The sequence below is a fragment of the Bacillus sp. AL-1R genome (assembly GCF_052180195.1).
Classification (GTDB): Bacteria; Bacillota; Bacilli; order Bacillales; family Bacillaceae_G; genus Gottfriedia.
The window spans coordinates 590894-608802 of sequence record NZ_CP197469.1; the positions used below are offsets into that span (position 1 = coordinate 590894).

Consider the following 17909-nt stretch of genomic DNA (forward strand, 5'->3'; position numbering starts at 1 on the left):
AATTTGGTATAATATAAAGCATTGAAACAATATAGAGGTGAAAAAGATGGGAATACACGTTGTATTATATCAACCACAAATTCCAGCAAATACAGGAAATATTGCACGTACTTGTGCAGGAACAGATACAAGTTTGCATTTAATCCGTCCGTTAGGTTTTTCAACTGATGATAAAATGTTAAAAAGAGCTGGTCTTGATTATTGGGAGCATGTAGACATACATTATCATGATTCTTTGGACGATTTATTTGATAAGTATAAGGACGGGAAATTTTATTTTATTACTAAATTTGGAGAAAAAACATATTCAAACTTTGACTATTCAAATTTAGATGAAGAGATTTTCTTTGTATTTGGTAGAGAAACAACAGGACTTCCGAAAGAGTTAATAGCCAAAAACATGGAAACTTGTTTACGTATACCAATGACAGATCATATTAGGTCTCTAAATTTATCAAATACAGCTGCAATTTTAATTTACGAAGCTTTACGTCAGCAAGATTTCCGTGAGTTATTAAAAGTAAAGGATTATTCTAAATAAATCACCAGAAATGGTGATTCAGACTGTTGACAAACGCTCGCTTTCTTCGTTGCTTCGCCTGTCTGCGGTGCTCATTACCGTTTAGGGTAACTCCGCTCCTCACCAGGCTTCGCGCCTCGAAAGACAAACGCTTGCAATCAGTCTGAATTTCAACTTTTTAGTACTTTGTCTACACACTGAGTCACCAGAAATGGTGATTTTTTTGTTTAATCTAAGAGTTTATCAAATAGCACAAATAAAAAGATGCTTCCATTAAAACGGTCTCAAAGAATCCGTGACTAGAAGCATCTTTTGCGTAATATTATCTGTTTTTCAGTCCAGGTTTGTCATTATAGCCGCCTGTGAAAATTGCTGCTAAGAATGATGCTGTTACTAATAAAATTAATGCTAGTCTCATCAGTATGTATCCTCCCAATTGAAAAATTCCCAACACCCTAAACCTTATTATACAAAAAAATCATAGAAATATGAAAGTAAAATTATGAGAATCGGATTTCGATAAAATATATTTTCCTACTCAAAGATATAGCATGAGTACGGACATCCTTGCATATCCTTTAATAATCTCTCTTACAGATGAGAAGAAGGAGGTACTTGTCCATGGATATTTTAAAGAAACTTGAGCAGCATCGGGACATGGAACAAAGATTGAAATGGGAAGGCACTTTTGCTGAGTATCTTGAAATGTTAAAAGAGGAGCCATGGGTTGCACAAACTGCACATTCTAGGATTTATAATATGATTAAAGACGCAGGTATTGAAGAAGTGAATGGCAAAAGAACCTACAGTTTCTTTAATAACAACCTATATGGATTAGAAGAAGCATTAGAGAGACTCGTGGAAGAATATTTCCATCCTGCTGCCAAGAGATTAGATGTAAAAAAACGTATTTTATTGTTAATGGGTCCTGTAAGTGGTGGTAAATCTACTTTAGTAACAATGTTAAAGAGAGGCTTAGAAAATTATTCAAGAACTGATCAAGGTGCAATTTATGCTATTAAAGGATGCCCAATGCATGAAGATCCATTGCATTTAATTCCTAACCATTTAAGAGATGATTTTTTCAAAGAATATGGAGTTCGAATTGAAGGAAATCTTTCACCTTTAAATTTAATGAGACTTGAACAAGAGTTTGGCGGAAGAATAGAAGATGTTATAGTAGAAAGAATATTTTTATCAGAGGATCGTCGAGTTGGTATTGGTACTTTTAGCCCGTCTGATCCAAAATCTCAAGATATTGCTGATTTAACAGGAAGTATTGATTTTTCAACAATTGCTCAATTTGGATCAGAATCAGACCCACGTGCCTACCGGTTTGATGGAGAGTTGAATAAAGCAAATCGCGGAATGATGGAATTCCAAGAGATGTTAAAATGTGATGAAAAGTTTTTATGGCACTTATTATCCCTGACACAGGAAGGAAACTTTAAGGCAGGGCGTTTTGCATTGATTTCAGCGGATGAATTAATCATTGCTCATACGAATGAAACAGAATACAGATCCTTTATTAATAATAAGAAGAATGAAGCACTTCATTCTCGGATTATCGTAATGCCAATTCCATATAACTTAAGAGTTAGTGAAGAAGAGAGAATCTATCAAAAAATGATCTCCGAGAGTGATGTTTCAAATGTTCATATTGCTCCACATACTTTACGTGTTGCAGCTATGTTTACAATTCTTACTCGTTTAAAAGAACCAAAACGAGGTGATATTGATTTAGTTAAGAAGATGCGTCTATATGACGGTGAAATGGTAGAGGGCTATAACACTGTTGATTTAGAGGAGCTGAAAAAAGAATATTTAGATGAAGGTATGCATGGTATCGATCCACGTTATGTCATTAACCGTATTTCATCTACAATTATTCGAAAAGAAATTCCTTCAATTAATGCTTTGGATGTATTACGCTCATTAAAAGATGGTTTAGATCAACATCCATCTATTTCTAATGAAGATCGTGAGCGTTATATGAATTTTATCTCGATCGCTAGAAAAGAATACGATGATATTGCAAAACAAGAAGTACAAAAAGCTTTTGTTTATTCATATGAAGAGTCTGCAAAAACACTGATGGATAATTATCTTGATAATGTAGAAGCATATTGCAATAAGAATAAGCTTCGCGATCCTTTAACAGGTGAAGAGATGAATCCAGATGAGAAATTGATGCGTTCGATAGAAGAACAAATTGGTATTTCTGAGAATGCGAAGAAAGCTTTCCGTGAAGAGATATTAATTAGAATCTCAGCATATGCAAGAAAAGGCAAACGTTTTGATTACAATTCACATGAAAGATTAAAAGAAGCTATCCAAAAGAAACTTTTTTCGGATTTGAAGGATGTTGTGAAGATTACGACGTCCACAAAAACTCCTGACGAGCGTCAACTAAAGAAAATCAATGACGTGGTCAGCAGATTAGTTGATGAATATGGTTATAACTCAACATCAGCAAATGAATTATTACGCTACGTAGGCTCTTTACTTAACCGATAAATAGTTTAAGCGGCTATCGATTAGATAGCCGTTTTCTTTTGCAATTAATAATGTTTATCCTATAATGATGATAATGATTAAAAAGAAGGGCGAGGTCGTGTAGATGAAAAGAATTCAAATTGCTGAAAACCTTGATTTTTCACAAATAATCCACGGATTATGGCGTTTAGCCGAATGGAAAATGACAACAGAACAATTAGTCAATTTTATAGAAGAATGTATTGATTTAGGCATTACAACATTTGATCATGCCGATATTTACGGTGGTTATACTTGTGAAGAAATTTTTGGAAGAGCTTTAGCGTTAAAACCAGAGCTTCGTGAAAAAATCCAAATCGTTACAAAATGTGGAATAAAGTTAAAATCATCAAAGTTTCCTGAACTTAAAATGAATCATTATGATACTAGTAAAGAGCATATTCTAATGAGTGTTAATAGTTCTTTGGAAAATCTACAAACAGATTATATCGATATACTTTTAATACATAGACCGAATCCTTTTATGAATCCAAAGGAAATCGCAGAGGCGTTTAATCAACTTCATTCGGAAGGGAAAGTACGCCACTTTGGAGTATCAAACTTTTTACCGTCTCAATTTAATGCATTACAAGCTTATCTAAATATGCCTTTAGTAACAAATCAAATTGAAGTTTCACCAATGCAATTAGAACATTTTGAAAAAGGAACAATAGATTTATTACTAGAAAAAGATATTGCTCCAATGATCTGGTCCCCATTAGCAGGCGGACAAATTTTTACTAGTCAGTCTGAAACAGCGGCACGAGTTCGAGCAATGCTAGAGGAGATTTCTAGTGAAATTGGTGCAAATTCAATCGACGAAGTAATGTACGCATGGTTATTAGCTCATCCTGCTAAAATGATGCCAATCGTAGGGTCTGGTAAAATTGAGCGCGTTAAAACAGCAGTTGAGTCTACCAAGTTAAGAATGTCAGCGGAACAATGGCTACGAATTTACGTAGCTGGAATGGGTCATAATTTACCATAATTAAAAATAAGTGGAGACTATTTACTAGTTTCCACTTATTTTTCGTTCTTTTTTTAGTATTTTTACATATAGTTAAAGGCAAAAGTTTATTTGAATTTTTATATAAATATATTTATTTTTAAGGACTCGTCCAATTTTCTGAAAAAATGGGTGTAAAATTTAGAAGAAACATTGTCAATTATTGTGTCCTTCTGCATATGATAGAGTAATCCATAAAAAAGGGTAGAAAATCACCTACCGAATTAGTTTATGCTAACTGGTATTACTGTGTGACGATTTTTTTAATTTTTACAATAAATCATAATAGGTAAGGGAGGGAAAGAAAATGAGTAATGAAAATATCGAACAAAAGCATAATTTTACCATTTCACAGGAAGACTGGACCCTCCATCGTAAAGGACACGACGACCAACAGCGCCACCAAGAGAAGGTACAAGAGGCGATTAAAAAGAATTTAGCAGATTTGATCACAGAAGAAAGCATCATCATGTCAAACGGGCGCGATGTAGTAAAAATCCCAATTCGGTCACTAGATGAGTATAAGATTAGATACAACTACGATAAAAATAAACACGTTGGTCAGGGTACTGGAGACAGTAAAGTTGGCGATGTAGTGGCAAGAGATGGTTCACAAGGTGGCCAGCCGCAAAAAGGTGCTGGTAAAGGGCAAGGAGCAGGTAAAGAATCAGGTGAAGATTATTATGAGGCAGAGGTTTCACTAATGGAATTAGAGGAAGCTCTTTTTAGTCAGTTAGAATTACCTGATTTAAAACGAAAAGAACAAGATTTAAATACTGTAGAAAACATCGAATTTAATGACATTAGAAAAACTGGGTTAATGGGTAACATTGATAAAAAACGTACGATGATGTCAGCGTTTAAACGCAACGCTATGAGTGGTACGCCATCATTTTATCCAATATCTCCAGAAGACTTAAAATTCCGTACATGGAATGAAATAAGAAAACCGGAGTCAAAAGCCGTCGTACTTGCAATGATGGATACAAGCGGAAGTATGGGCTTATGGGAAAAGTATATGGCAAGAAGCTTCTTCTTTTGGATGACTAGATTTTTAAGAACTAAATATGAATCAGTTGATATCGAATTTATTGCACATCATACGGAAGCAAAAGTAGTTACAGAAGAAGAATTCTTCACAAAAGGAGAAAGCGGAGGAACGATCTGTTCATCAGCATATCGCAAAGCTTTAGAAGTAATTGAATTCAAATATTCTCCTGAAAGATATAATATCTATCCATTCCACTTCTCTGATGGGGATAATTTAACATCTGATAATGCTCGCTGCGTAAAATTAGTTCAAGAATTAATGAAAGTGAGCAATATGTTCGGATATGGAGAAGTGAACCAATACAACCGTCACTCTACTCTAATGTCCGCATATAAAAATATTAATGATGAAAAATTCCGCTATTATATCCTTAAACAAAAATCAGATGTATTCCATTCAATGAAGAGCTTCTTTAAACAGGAGCATGAGAAAGCAGCGAAATAATCGCTTGATAATTGGCTTTAATGAAGTGTGAGTTGAATAGTAAGTGAAACCAGAAAAGCCCGGAAGAGGGTTTTTCTGGTTTTTTGTTGTAAATGGTTAGAAATAATCATTAGCTAGAAAGTAGTCTAATTCAACATAATGGCGGTATAGATGAAGAAGGAATTCTAAATATAATTAGATTTTAATAGCCTAAACAAATAAATTATTAAGTAAAATATGATTCTTGAAAATGGTAAGTTTATTAAAATTTACAATAGAGAGTATCAAGTAGTAATTTATTTAAATATATTCGGGAAAACTTATTAGACCTATTATTTTTAATGAAATTTTCATGGTATTTTCATAAAACTGATTTATATTTTAGATAGATGTTTTTGGATGGAGGAGGATTAATACTAAAATTCACATCAGCTTCACTAAAAATTTTAAAATAATATGGAAGTAATACTTTTAAAGGAGATTTTAGATTGGAAAAAAATAATTTTGAAATGATCAAAAATCAAACTTTTTTAAAATCCTATATATCAAATCCAATCGAAAGAAAAAGAATCGTGTTAACACTTTTTATTGGTGGAGGTCTATTTTTATTAGGTATTCTATATATTTCAATGCATTATCAACATTGGCAAACTACAAATATGCATACCTATAAGGATTTATTTAAGGAAATTGGATCAATTGCAAGAATTGGGTTCTTTATTGTATTATCTATTTTTCCTGTGTTTTATTTAATTAAACTAAAATATACTAAGGACATTGCATTTGGACAAATTAAATTAAAAACTATTTTGCAATTTATTGGAAAAATTCTAAGACAATGGCACGTACCAATCGCATTAATTTCGACTGGTATTGTTTTATTACATGGCTATTTAGCAATATTAAAAGGATTTGAACTAAATTTCACTTACTTTTCTGGTTTAATTTCTATTATCATTTTGTTCATTTTAATGTTTATGGGATTAAAACGATATAAAAAGAAAGATAATAAATGGCATTTGAAAATGGCTATCTGTTTTCTTATCTTATTTATGCTTCACGCTACATTCGCATAATACAAAAGCGTAGAAATTAAGAATAAAAATTTATAGCAAACAAAGTAGTACAATTCAATATTGAAATGCGCTACTTTTCTTTTTTTTATAATTTAAGTTCCAACAATCATTACCATGTTTCAATATGTAGATGAGGATAGTTAAGATAAATGAGCTTATGGACGTTTCTTATTTTTGTTATAGTTTTTTATATTAATAATTAATTAAATATAGCTTATTCTTGGTCCATTGGAGAAGTAATATTATCTTTATAAGTATCAATGTAAATATTCCCATTTGCGGCAAGCACAGCATACACTACATCCTTGATTTTTAGTTTGCGCTTTTTAAGTTCACGTTGTAACCATAACTCCGACTGATTGTTTTGTCTTAGATTTTCTGTCATAATTTCCCCATCCATAATCAGCTCAATAGGGAGTTTACTTTCTGGTGTTGTTGGTATATTTAAATCTTGTTTTGTTACACTGCGATATTGAGGTTTTTGCAAAACAGATACCTTACCGTTTGTTTCAACTACAACATAAAGAACTTCTTCTATGTTGAAAATATTTTTTTCTCTTAATTGTTGATTTAAATAGTCTAGAGAATAACGCATTTTTCTCATGTTGGCTTCCAAAATCTTTCCATTTTCAACAATTACTGTTGGATTTCCAGCAAATAAATTTCTTCCAATTCGACTTTTCATGGAAATATAGCTAACAATTATAATGATAGATACTAAAATTACAAAAGCGATAACTGAATGATGAATTTTTATATTTAAATTAAATGCTAAGTTGGCAATAATACCTCCAATAGAAATAGCACCTATAAAATCAAAGGTATTCATTTCAGCAATAATTTGTTTTCCTAAAAGTTTGGCACCAATGAACAAAATCAAAAATGCTAGCATTGTCCTCATAATAATCTCGTAATGTTGCGGCATAAGCAGTTAGCCCCTTTAGATCAATTAATTTAATTGTATTTTTCTATATAGGGATAATTTGTAACATTGAAATGAAATTTATTAAATAAATATACTTAAATTCTTTAAACTTTAATTTAAGTACATTTACTTAACATTGCACATAGGATAATTTTATATGCTGGGAAGGGATTGAGAAAAATGTATTATGTTCCAAATTTGTACCCATATCAATATCATTATCCTTATTATCATAATGTACCAATGAATAACTATGGCAGACAGTCTTATTACTGGACTTACCCTGTTGAAGTAGAATATGCAAATAGATTTGGTTCTTTTCACGCTTCTAATAATGATGTCAGAGTTTTGTTAAAAGATTATGGAGCAGAACCGTTTGTAGTTAATATAAATGGGGCTACTAAACAAAACAGTACGTACCGAACTGCTTTATGGACTGGAACTCATTTGCAGGTAACATTAATGAGTCTCAAAGTTGGAGAAGATATTGGTTTAGAAATGCACCCAAATGTAGATCAATTCTTGCGCGTTGAACAAGGTCAAGGTATTGTCCAAATGGGTAAGAGTAAAGATAATTTAAATTTTATAAGAAATATCAATGAAGATACTGCAATAATGGTACCCGCAGGGACATGGCATAATGTAATGAATACAAGTAATATTCCACTAAAATTGTACTCAATATATGCACCTCCTAACCATCCTTTTGGAACTGTTCATATTACAAAGGCAGATGCGATGGCTGCGGAAAGAAGAAATAATCATGGCAATGAATAAACAATTGTTTTGGAAGGACTCCAGATGAATGAACTATTAAAGTGTTAAAATTAGTTATTCCTATAAGGATGCCACCTATTCCACTAATCAAACCAATAAAATGACTTACTTTAGATAAGAGGCAATTATATTGCTTCCTTTTTTTATGAAAAAAAAAGAAGCTCAGAGAGCTTCTTTAGGACATAAATGAAATTATCACTTTTTGAGGTACATCATTTTTATTATCATTTTTATGTATTACTCGTTCACAGGAAGGCATTATAAAAGAAAAATCTACTACTTGTTTAGGGATGATTCCTTTTTGCTTTATGTTTTCAAATACTTTTTGCATAGTATCTTCTATTTTTAGGATTTTGTTTGAGCCTTCTTTCTTAAAACATTCCACACAGGTTTCGATAATATTATTATGAAGATGTTCTTGTGAAAAAACCATCTTGGCATTAGCAAGATCTTCAACTTCATGGTTTTCTAACTCAATTATAGTTGTAATATTCATGAATTGCTAACCTCCAATCATTATTAACAACATTATAAATAATTTCCCGAAAAGAAATATCTGAAAACGATCTTATTCAAAAATTGTTCAAAAATTTATGACAATTTTGTGTCAAACGAAATTCAATATTTTTGCAAAAAATGGAAAAGTTATTTATAATATTAGATGATATAATAGACGATATATTAATGTTTTTTATGGAGGAGTCTGTCACTAAGGGATTACTATGCCTTGGGGACAGGCTTTTTTGTTTTGATTTGGAGTTGCCAAAAGATTATTAAGTTTTGGGGGAGAAAGATATGGAATTTTTAGAACATGGATATAATTGGAGATATTATGCAACCATTGTAGTCTTTTTACTTGCATATGCTTTTATTATTACTGAAAAAATGAATAGAGCGTTAATTGCATTATTAGGGGCAGGGATCATAGTTGGTATTGGCGCTGTTGATATGCATTCGGCATTAACGACTCATATTGAATGGGAAACGATTATGCTTTTAATTGGCATGATGATCATAGTTTATATAACAAGTAAGTCTGGATTATTTGAATATATAGCTATAAAGACTGCTAAATTCTCAAAAGGTAAACCAATACAAATACTAATTTCATTATCATTATTAACAGCAATTTGTTCAGCGTTTCTTGATAATGTAACAACGATCTTGTTAATTGTTCCAATTACATTATCGATAACAAAGATTTTAAAAGTTGATCCAAGACCATTTTTAATTCTTGAAGTGATTTATTCCAATATTGGAGGGACAGCGACATTGATCGGTGATCCACCTAATATTATGATCGGCTCAGCTAATAAACATTTAACGTTTAATTCTTTTTTAATGAATTTAGCACCTATTATTGCAATAATTGTTATAGCTACAACAATCATTATTTATTTTATTTATCGAAAAAGGCTAGTAACAACATCAGAGCAAATTAAAAAATTGATGTCAATCAATGAAAAAGACTATATAAAAGATAAGACTCTATTAATAAAATCACTCGTTGTTCTAGGAATTACTTTATTAGGATTCATTCTTCACTCAATTTTACATTTGGATGCAGCTCTTGTCGCTATGTTAGGCGCAACAATATTAATGATTATTGGTGTGAAAGAACGTGATCTAGAGGAGATATTTGCGAATATAGAATGGGTCACTATTTTTTTCTTTGCAGGTTTATTTGTACTTGTAGGTGGGCTAGTAGATATTGGTTTAATCGGTACATTAGCTAAAAAAGTATTAGAATTAACAGACGGTAATATTCAGATAGCGGCACCTTTAATATTATGGGTTTCAGGAATTGCTTCAGCTGTAATCGATAATATACCTTTTGTTGCAACTATGATACCTTTGATTCAAGATTTAACTGTAGGAATGGGGCTTTCACCGGATGCTCCACAAGTTGAAGTGTTATGGTGGTCTCTTGCATTAGGTGCCTGTCTTGGCGGAAATGGAACATTGATCGGAGCTTCTGCGAATGTTGTAGCAGCGGGAATAGCATCAAGAGAAGGGCATAAGTTTGGATATTGGGATTTCTTGAAGATTGGACTTCCGATTACATTATTCTCACTTCTCTTATCTAACCTCTATTTATATGTTAAATTTCTAATATAACTCTATGAATTTTTATAACTGTTTTAGTTAAAAAGGCAAACTTTTATTAGTTTGTCTTTTTTATACTGATTTCAATTTTTTTTGAATTAGATATATTATTTCAACTAGAATGCTAATGTAGACTGGTGCTTTTAAATCGCATTATAATAGTTTGAATTTTTTTAATAGTATTACTTTTGTGGAAAAATTGTAATTTTCAGGTTATTATAATAAAATAACTTTATGTAGAAGTGAGAAATCGTGTCTACGTAATTTTGGGTTTATTCTCTTAATGGGAATGTTATCCATTAATAGTTTTTCTACATCATTGTAAAACGGAGGAATGTCATGGATACGCAAGTACTTATATCGATTTCTATTTACTTTATTTTTATGTTAGCTATTGGGGTATACGCTTATAAAAAATCAACTAATAGTCTTTCCGAGTATATGCTAGGTGACCGTGGACTTGGACCAGCAGTTACTGCACTTTCAGCTGGGGCAGCTGATATGAGTGGGTGGATGTTGATGGGATTACCTGGAGCAATGTATGCGACTGGGATTTCTTCTGTATGGATTGCTATTGGTCTTACGGTTGGGGCATATTTAAACTATTTACTTTTAGCTCCTAGATTAAGAGTTTTTACAGAGGTTGCAGACAATTCAATTACAATCCCAAATTACTTTGAAAAAAGGTTCCAAGATACAAGTAGAATATTGAGAATCGCATCAGCAATTGTTATTATTATTTTCTTCACATTGTATTGCTCAGCTGGACTTGTATCTGGAGGTACATTATTTGAATCCGCTTTCGGCATCGATTATAAAATTGGGCTATTTGTTACAGCAGGTGTTGTAATAGCTTATACATTATTCGGTGGATTCTTGGCTGTTAGTTTAACAGATTTTGTACAAGGCTTAATTATGTTTATCGCGCTTATAATGGTTCCTTTGGTGGCATTTACAAATATTGGTGGTGTAAAGCCAGTGTTTGATGAGATACAACATATTGATCCGAAATTATTAAATATCTTCACTGGAACTTCAGTTGTTGGAATTGTTTCATTACTTGCTTGGGGTTTAGGATATTTTGGACAACCACATATTATTGTACGTTTTATGGCAATTTCAACTGTAAAAGAATTAAAACCAGCTCGACGAATTGGTATGAGTTGGATGCTTTTTACAATCGTAGGTGCGGCACTTACAGGACTTGTAGGAATCGCTTATATATCTGTTAACAATTTAACGTTAAAAGATCCGGAAACAATCTTTATCTTTTTCGCGAATACTTTATTTCATCCTTTAATTACAGGTTTCTTGTTATCTGCTATTTTGGCAGCAATTATGAGTACGATTTCTTCACAGCTTTTAGTAACATCAAGTGCATTAACGGAAGATTTATATCGAATTTTTGGTAAAAAAGACATTACGGAAAAAGAGCTTGTACGTGTTGGACGTTTATCTGTTTTAATCGTTGCAATTGTATCGCTTCTATTGTCATTACAACCAAATGATACGATTCTAAACCTTGTAGGTAATGCTTGGGCAGGCTTTGGGGCTGCATTTGGACCAGCAATATTACTAAGTTTATTCTGGAAACGAATGACTCGTTGGGGAGCACTTGCAGGTATGGTTGTAGGAGCATTAACGGTTATTATTTGGATTAGTGTAGATGTTATTAAACAAACGATTAATTTATACGAAATGGTACCAGGCTTCTTCTTTAGCTTAGTAGCTGTTATCGTAGTTAGTTTGATAACTACAAATAACAATCGAAAAATAGAAGAACAATATGAAGAAATGGAAAAAAGACTAGCTTAGAAAAAATACGATCATTCTATGTAAATGTAGAAGGATTGATTTGTAGAAAATATTTGATTTCTTTCAAGAAGATGAAATGAAGTCAATGGAAGCAAGCAAAACCAAAAAAGCCCGATAAAGGGCTTTTTTGGTCAGAGTGTTGAAATATATTGTAGTCAATACGAACATTAATTGAATTTCATGAAAAAAATAGTATATTTATTATTTTTTGTCATCTTAATAATAAAACAATGGTATTGGTTGGAATTTTTTAACTAACTGCCAAAAATTAAAAATATCTTTTCTTTTAGAATCTGTATTTGTAAAGTTGTATAAGTCGTCACCACTAGTTTCAATTTGGTGTTGAAAAATAAGTGTAATTCATTCGTTCAATTGAGTATTCTAATGTTTTAAGATTATTATTATCTATAAAGAAATTGATTGGAACGAAAGGTTGCCAGGCTCCTATGGGAGATGCGGGAAGGCTGAGACCCCACAGGCGCACGCCGAGGAGGCTAAAGAATCTCGCCCCATGGAAAGCTAGCAACCTGTAGTGGAAATCACTGAGGCACAACTTACTTATCAAAGTTTAATTGACAAATTCTTTTTTCAATAGCGTGACCAAAAGAGCCCGATAAAGGGCTTTTTTGGTTTTTAATGTCTATAAATGATTGCTAAACTTTACTTGTTTTAATGTCATAAAATAATTCCACTTGTATACATAATCACTTTTGTATTGACCTCAAAGGGAACTTTTGAATAGTCCTTTTCCCAATTGATCTTCTTCCATGTATCCGGATGATAAGCCATTAAATATCTGCCAATCCCTATTGCATCACAATTTGTTTCTTGAAGAATGCTAAATACTTCTTTAAACTCCTTTTCCATATTTTTAGCAATTTTATTTTCTATTTCCATTTTCTTGATGTTACTTGCTAAATCTGTTCCAGTATATTCAGTTAAATCAATCTTTAATTTTAAATCAATCTTTACTTTAGGGCGGTTTCCATTGATGATTTCGAGGTTTCTTTTTATACTTTTAACTTTAAATGAAACAAACTCATTATTTTTTCCTAATGGTTCCGTTAAGCTCATCGAATTACTTTTTTTGTCTTTCAGTAATAATAATAATTTTGACTGTTTATTATTTAGTACTTTACCAGTAAATCGATTATTTTCAAAAAGTGCCACACCTTTAATTTTAATTGTTTCGTCTTCTGTTTTTTCTAAATAAGGTAGGACTAAATCAGCACCTGGATCATCCATTTTTTTATAAACAGTTTCTTGTGTCTCTTTTGGGATAACAGAAATATGTTCAGCAGCTTCAAGCATTTCTGAAAGTGATTCACTAATAAAAATATCTTTATATGTTTTCATTTCAATGATGCTAGATGCCTTTCCTTTTACAATTGCAACTCTTGAAGTTAAAGTACTTCTAATAAATCGGAAATAATTATCAAAATAAGGATATAAATTATTTTTTGCAAGATCTTCTCCTAGAAGCATAACTAGTAGTTTATTAGATGAAAAATTACCAGGTATTTGATAATCAATATTGTTACGTATATCTCTTACAGATACCCCCTTTTCACTGACCATATAATTGATATTTTCAGTTTGGTCACCTTTCGAAATGCTAGTTCTGATGCTTACTGTTCCCTTAACCTTCCCTTTTGGAAGTTGGTCAAATCCGACGCCCAGTACTAGTGCTGAGTCTTTTAGTGAGTGCTGGTCCCAGCATCCTGTTAATAAAAAGATTAATAAAAAAGGAATATAATGGATTTTTTTCATGACAATTTAACTTCCTTACTTTTTATCTTAAAGAGAAGTGAGATACATAAGATCAACGTTGGAATGAAAAGGATAAAAATAAAACTAGAAATAGATAACGTTTTTATTAGCAGATCAATAAAACCAGTTGATGAAGGTACAAAATTTCCAATTAGAAATACAATGATGCAAATAGTAATAGTAGAAAATGTACTAAGTCTGTTCCCTCTTTTTATTAGATTTGAAATACCGATATTGGCCAAATTTAAATATGACACATAAGAAGAGGCAATGATGACAAACCAAACTGATAGAAATAGTAAATCAAGTCGCTCTAGTTCTTTGAAAAAAGTTAAAGTTTTAAAGATATAAATTGTCGGTTCGGGAATTAACTGTAATTCTTTTTTGCTAAAAAATATGAAACATAACACAACAGTAAATAGATTAATTAGTGTAATAACTAGTATAGAAAAAATAGAGCTTTTTATTTTTTTTCTATGTGAACCTTTAACAAATGGGTAGACAACTAAGAGGCACTCAAAACCATGTAGGAAATAATAAGACATATAACTTCCTTTCAATATATGGGAAAAATTAACTTGAGCAACTGGTAGTAAAAGCTTCCAGTCCACCTGTTGAAATGCTTCGATACTAAAAATAAAAATGACTAAAAATGTCCAAAAAGATAATTGGAAAAATCGTGTCATTGTTCGAATATTTTCTTTCCCTAAATAGATTCCAATAATTAATAAAAGGAGTAAAATGCCCCAAGTTGGTGAGTTTGGAAAAACCCATTTGCTAAAAACAAATAGATAAGATTGATTAATTAAATAAGCTACAAAAATAAAATATAAAATATAACAGATTTTTAGTATTCCACCGAACCATTTTCCGAAAAAAAACGTACAAATTTCAAAAATGGTTAAATTAGGGAACCGCTTAAGTAAAAAAGAATATAGGACGATAGTACATACAGAAAATAGGCAAGAAAATAATAAAGAAATCCATCCATCATGACCACTTTCTTTATATAAATACATTGGTAACGTTAATGTAGCGACATTTAATTGGACGATCACCATATAAAAAAATAATTGAAAGGATGAAATGGTCTCATTTTGCTTAATTATCATTTTTTCCACCCTTTCATGTTTTTTGACTGAATCGTATCTACAGGCAATGCGTTTGTAGGCCGTGTCTTCATTTTCCAATTAGGTACTCTAATTAAAGTATCTTTTAAATCTTTAATTCGAATGGGTGCAAGTGGTGAAAAATAGGGAGTACCGAATGATTCGAGCTTAACAATATGAATAAAAATAAGCATTAAACCGAATATGATTCCTACAAAACCATAAATTGATGCCAAAATAATCATTGGAAAACTGAGTATTCTAAGTGAAAAGCTCATTTCGTTTGTAGGAACAACAAATGAAGCAACTGCTGTAATCGCAAGTACGACAGTCATTGTATTCGATACTAAATTTGCTTCTACAATAGCTGTACCAATCACAAGCCCTCCGACAATACCAATAGTTTGTGCAACTGGACTAGGTAATCGAATTGACGCTTCTCTTAATAGTTCCAAAACTACTTGCATTATTAGAGCCTCGACAAATGGAGAAAAGGGCACATATTCAATACTGTTTTGAATGGTAGACACTAATTCATATGGGAGAACTTCATAACTAAATGAAACGATCGCAATATATACTGCAGGTAAAGTTATGCAAAGAAAAAAACAAAATAGTCTAATGAGTTTTAAGAAGGTCCCAATTAAAACTCTACCATTATAGTCATCGGGAGTTTGGAAAAACGTAAAAAAAGAAGCAGGCATAATTGATACCGTTGGACTTCCTTCAACTATTACGCCAATTTTCCCATCAAATAAATTAGAAATAACCCGGTCAGGTCGCTCCGTTTCTAGAATTTGTGGAAATGGTGAAATCGAGCTATCCTCAATAAATTCTTCTAACTTGCCAGTTGTTAAGTTATTTTTAAGTTGAATAGATTTGACACGGACTTTAACCATTTCTAGAATATCCTTATTTACGATATTATCTAAATATAAAATGCCAACATTTGTACTAGGATCTCCAATTGGTAAAACCTCTATTTTAAAGTCAGAGCTTCTAATTCTACTTCTTAGAAAATTGATATTTTTATTAAGGCTCTCAACAAAACCGTCATGAGAACCTGAAACAACTTTTTCATTTGTAGGCTCACTTGTCGATCGCACTTCGAATAAAACAGTATCTACAATAAAGGCTTCATTAGAACCATCAACTAACAATACCGTATTACCATTCGTAATTGCTTCTTGTATTTCATTTAAAGAATTAGTTGCTGAAATAGTTGAAACTGGAAGATCCGTCATGATATTTCCATGTTTTATATTTAAAAGTACCTCAATGATTTTTTCATTAATAATGTCTTTATTTGAAATGGTATCAATAAAAGCAATACAAAGTGGTCTATCATTGAAAGTAATCTTTCTTGTTTTAAAATCAAATACATTTACAAACTCTTCTTTTAATTTTTCTAAATTACTATTAATGTCTTTAGAAATTGTCATTATTTGTTCGGTTTTCAATAATATTCCACCTCCTGCCGTATATTGTTTGTAAAATAGAAAAACATATTCATTGGTCAGATTAGGAAATTGAATGATTATAATATGGAAAAGGGCTAACTCTTAGGTCCAGATTAACTGACTTGTGAGTTAGCTCTATTCTTAATTAAACCGGTAGAGAAAACTAATCTTTACTGAAAAAGCAAAACGAGGCTAGAAATTAGATGATGTTTCATATTGTGTTCGTGGAACAAATGGTCAACTGTACTTTGATTTGGACAAAGATCAGATTCATTCACCTATTGATATTGAACCTTCTTCCTAAAAGGGGCTTTGTCAATTGCAATGGCACTAACTTTGCCAGCCGAATTTCCATATAGAGAAAACATCTTGTTAATTGTTTATGCAAATGTAGTGTTTTCATTACTGGTTCAAGGTTTGAGTATCCCACGATTAATAGTGTATATAAAAAATAAAGAAAAAGTCAGAAAGTAATGAACAAAAAGATATTTTGATAAATAATAAACTAAAATAGATCATTATAAAAAGACTTAAAAGTTGTTAACTGTTTTTTACAGGAATACAACGGTTAAGTCTTTTTTTGTATACGCTTAATGCTGAAAGGGTCCAAATTATGACTTCAATTATTCCAATTATGGCTTTCACTTTTAATTTTGTTCTTACTATATTCTTACATAAAAGAAAGGATAATACGTAAAAGTGGATTCTTCATTCCATACCGAATTATAATTAAAAATTATGAAAACGCTGGAATATAAAAGATTTTGTGATTTTTAATCTTAGAAAAGTAATAAAATATACAATTTATAGGATTATTAATAAATTAGTAGTATTTGTTAACCTTTGTCGATAAATATAACATAAATAACAGATTTTTTAGAAATATATATACAATCAACTTTCCATATAATCAATTTAGGATGGGAATTTAATACTGGGAGTGAGAAATTTATAATACTTCTTTGACTTAAAAGAGTTGAAAATGGCGAGTTCTTATAATATAGTTCGATCGGAGGATATGAAAGTGTATTTGTTCTTTTATCCTGTATTACTATTGTTGTTATTTATTTCATCAATTTTCATCATTCTAATGCTATTAAAATGATGAGATAAAAATGGTTTATTTATATTTTTTTAATAAACAAATAGAAAAAGTCTTAATATATATGTTTTATTAACCCTCTTAAAGGTATATTAGTACATTTTTAAATGTTTTTCGTGAGAAACGGCAATCAACTGTTGGACAGCGATTGGCGTTTTTATTTCTGTTAAAAATGAAAGTTTTCCAGTAGTTTTATATAGTTTCCTCGTAACTATTTGTTGAATTTTATCGATT

At 31.3% G+C, this 17909-nt stretch carries 13 protein-coding genes; 8 read left to right on the top strand and 5 right to left on the bottom strand.

Annotation, left to right across the window (positions count from 1 at the left end; genetic code table 11):
* Window positions 1–46: 46 nt before the first annotated feature.
* The 5 genes from trmL to ACSBO6_RS02905 all read left to right on the top strand — a co-directional run bounded on the left by trmL (window position 47) and on the right by ACSBO6_RS02905 (window position 6611).
* Entirely contained in the window at window positions 47–541 is a 495-nt protein-coding gene (gene trmL / locus ACSBO6_RS02885; protein WP_098847072.1) for a tRNA (uridine(34)/cytosine(34)/5-carboxymethylaminomethyluridine(34)-2'-O)-methyltransferase TrmL, read from the top strand.
* Between the two features lie 600 nt (window positions 542–1141).
* The gene (locus ACSBO6_RS02890; RefSeq protein WP_098847071.1) at window positions 1142–3037 is read left to right on the top strand and encodes a PrkA family serine protein kinase; all 1896 of its coding nucleotides are present in this window, start codon (window positions 1142–1144) and stop codon (window positions 3035–3037) included.
* 103 nt (window positions 3038–3140) lie between these two features.
* Window positions 3141–4043, top strand: a complete 903-nt coding sequence (locus tag ACSBO6_RS02895) for an aldo/keto reductase (RefSeq protein WP_498844114.1) — start codon at window positions 3141–3143, stop codon at window positions 4041–4043.
* 325 nt (window positions 4044–4368) lie between these two features.
* Complete coding sequence (yhbH, locus tag ACSBO6_RS02900) at window positions 4369–5556, top strand: sporulation protein YhbH (RefSeq protein ID WP_098847069.1); 1188 nt, start codon at window positions 4369–4371, stop codon at window positions 5554–5556.
* Window positions 5557–6023: 467 nt separating this feature from the next.
* Complete coding sequence (locus ACSBO6_RS02905; protein ID WP_498844115.1) at window positions 6024–6611, top strand: hypothetical protein; 588 nt, start codon at window positions 6024–6026, stop codon at window positions 6609–6611.
* 214 nt (window positions 6612–6825) lie between these two features.
* On the opposite strand, the gene ACSBO6_RS02910 is transcribed toward ACSBO6_RS02905, so the two are convergent.
* Complete coding sequence (locus ACSBO6_RS02910) at window positions 6826–7536, bottom strand: DUF421 domain-containing protein (protein WP_498844116.1); 711 nt, start codon at window positions 7534–7536, stop codon at window positions 6826–6828.
* A 180-nt stretch (window positions 7537–7716) separates the two neighbouring features.
* Here ACSBO6_RS02910 and ACSBO6_RS02915 point away from each other — a divergent pair, with 180 nt between their 5' ends.
* Window positions 7717–8313, top strand: a complete 597-nt coding sequence (locus ACSBO6_RS02915) for a cupin domain-containing protein (RefSeq protein ID WP_098847068.1) — start codon at window positions 7717–7719, stop codon at window positions 8311–8313.
* Window positions 8314–8488: 175 nt separating this feature from the next.
* Here ACSBO6_RS02915 and ACSBO6_RS02920 read toward each other — a convergent pair whose 3' ends face one another.
* Window positions 8489–8809 carry a hypothetical protein gene (locus tag ACSBO6_RS02920; RefSeq protein WP_098847067.1) on the bottom strand — a complete coding sequence of 107 codons (321 nt, stop codon included), beginning with the start codon at window positions 8807–8809 and terminating at the stop codon, window positions 8489–8491.
* A gap of 299 nt (window positions 8810–9108) precedes the next feature.
* Between ACSBO6_RS02920 and ACSBO6_RS02925 the strand changes: the two genes are divergently transcribed.
* Window positions 9109–10431 (top strand): ArsB/NhaD family transporter, encoded by a 1323-nt coding sequence (locus ACSBO6_RS02925; protein WP_498844117.1) that lies wholly within the window; start codon window positions 9109–9111, stop codon window positions 10429–10431.
* Between the two features lie 327 nt (window positions 10432–10758).
* Entirely contained in the window at window positions 10759–12234 is a 1476-nt protein-coding gene (gene putP, locus ACSBO6_RS02930) for a sodium/proline symporter PutP (protein ID WP_498844118.1), read from the top strand.
* 675 nt (window positions 12235–12909) lie between these two features.
* On the opposite strand, the gene ACSBO6_RS02935 is transcribed toward putP, so the two are convergent.
* The 3 genes from ACSBO6_RS02935 to ACSBO6_RS02945 are packed head-to-tail and all read right to left on the bottom strand — an operon-like array spanning window position 12910 to window position 16573.
* On the bottom strand, window positions 12910–14004 hold the full coding sequence (locus tag ACSBO6_RS02935; RefSeq protein WP_498844119.1) for a Ger(x)C family spore germination protein: 1095 nt from the start codon (window positions 14002–14004) through the stop codon (window positions 12910–12912).
* Window positions 14001–15116: a GerAB/ArcD/ProY family transporter gene (locus tag ACSBO6_RS02940; RefSeq protein WP_098848479.1), complete on the bottom strand. Its 1116-nt coding sequence runs from the start codon at window positions 15114–15116 to the stop codon at window positions 14001–14003. The genes ACSBO6_RS02935 and ACSBO6_RS02940 overlap by 4 nt, the downstream gene beginning before the upstream one ends.
* The gene (locus tag ACSBO6_RS02945) at window positions 15113–16573 is read right to left on the bottom strand and encodes a spore germination protein (RefSeq protein WP_498844120.1); all 1461 of its coding nucleotides are present in this window, start codon (window positions 16571–16573) and stop codon (window positions 15113–15115) included. The genes ACSBO6_RS02940 and ACSBO6_RS02945 overlap by 4 nt, the downstream gene beginning before the upstream one ends.
* Between the last annotated feature and the right edge of the window lie 1336 nt (window positions 16574–17909).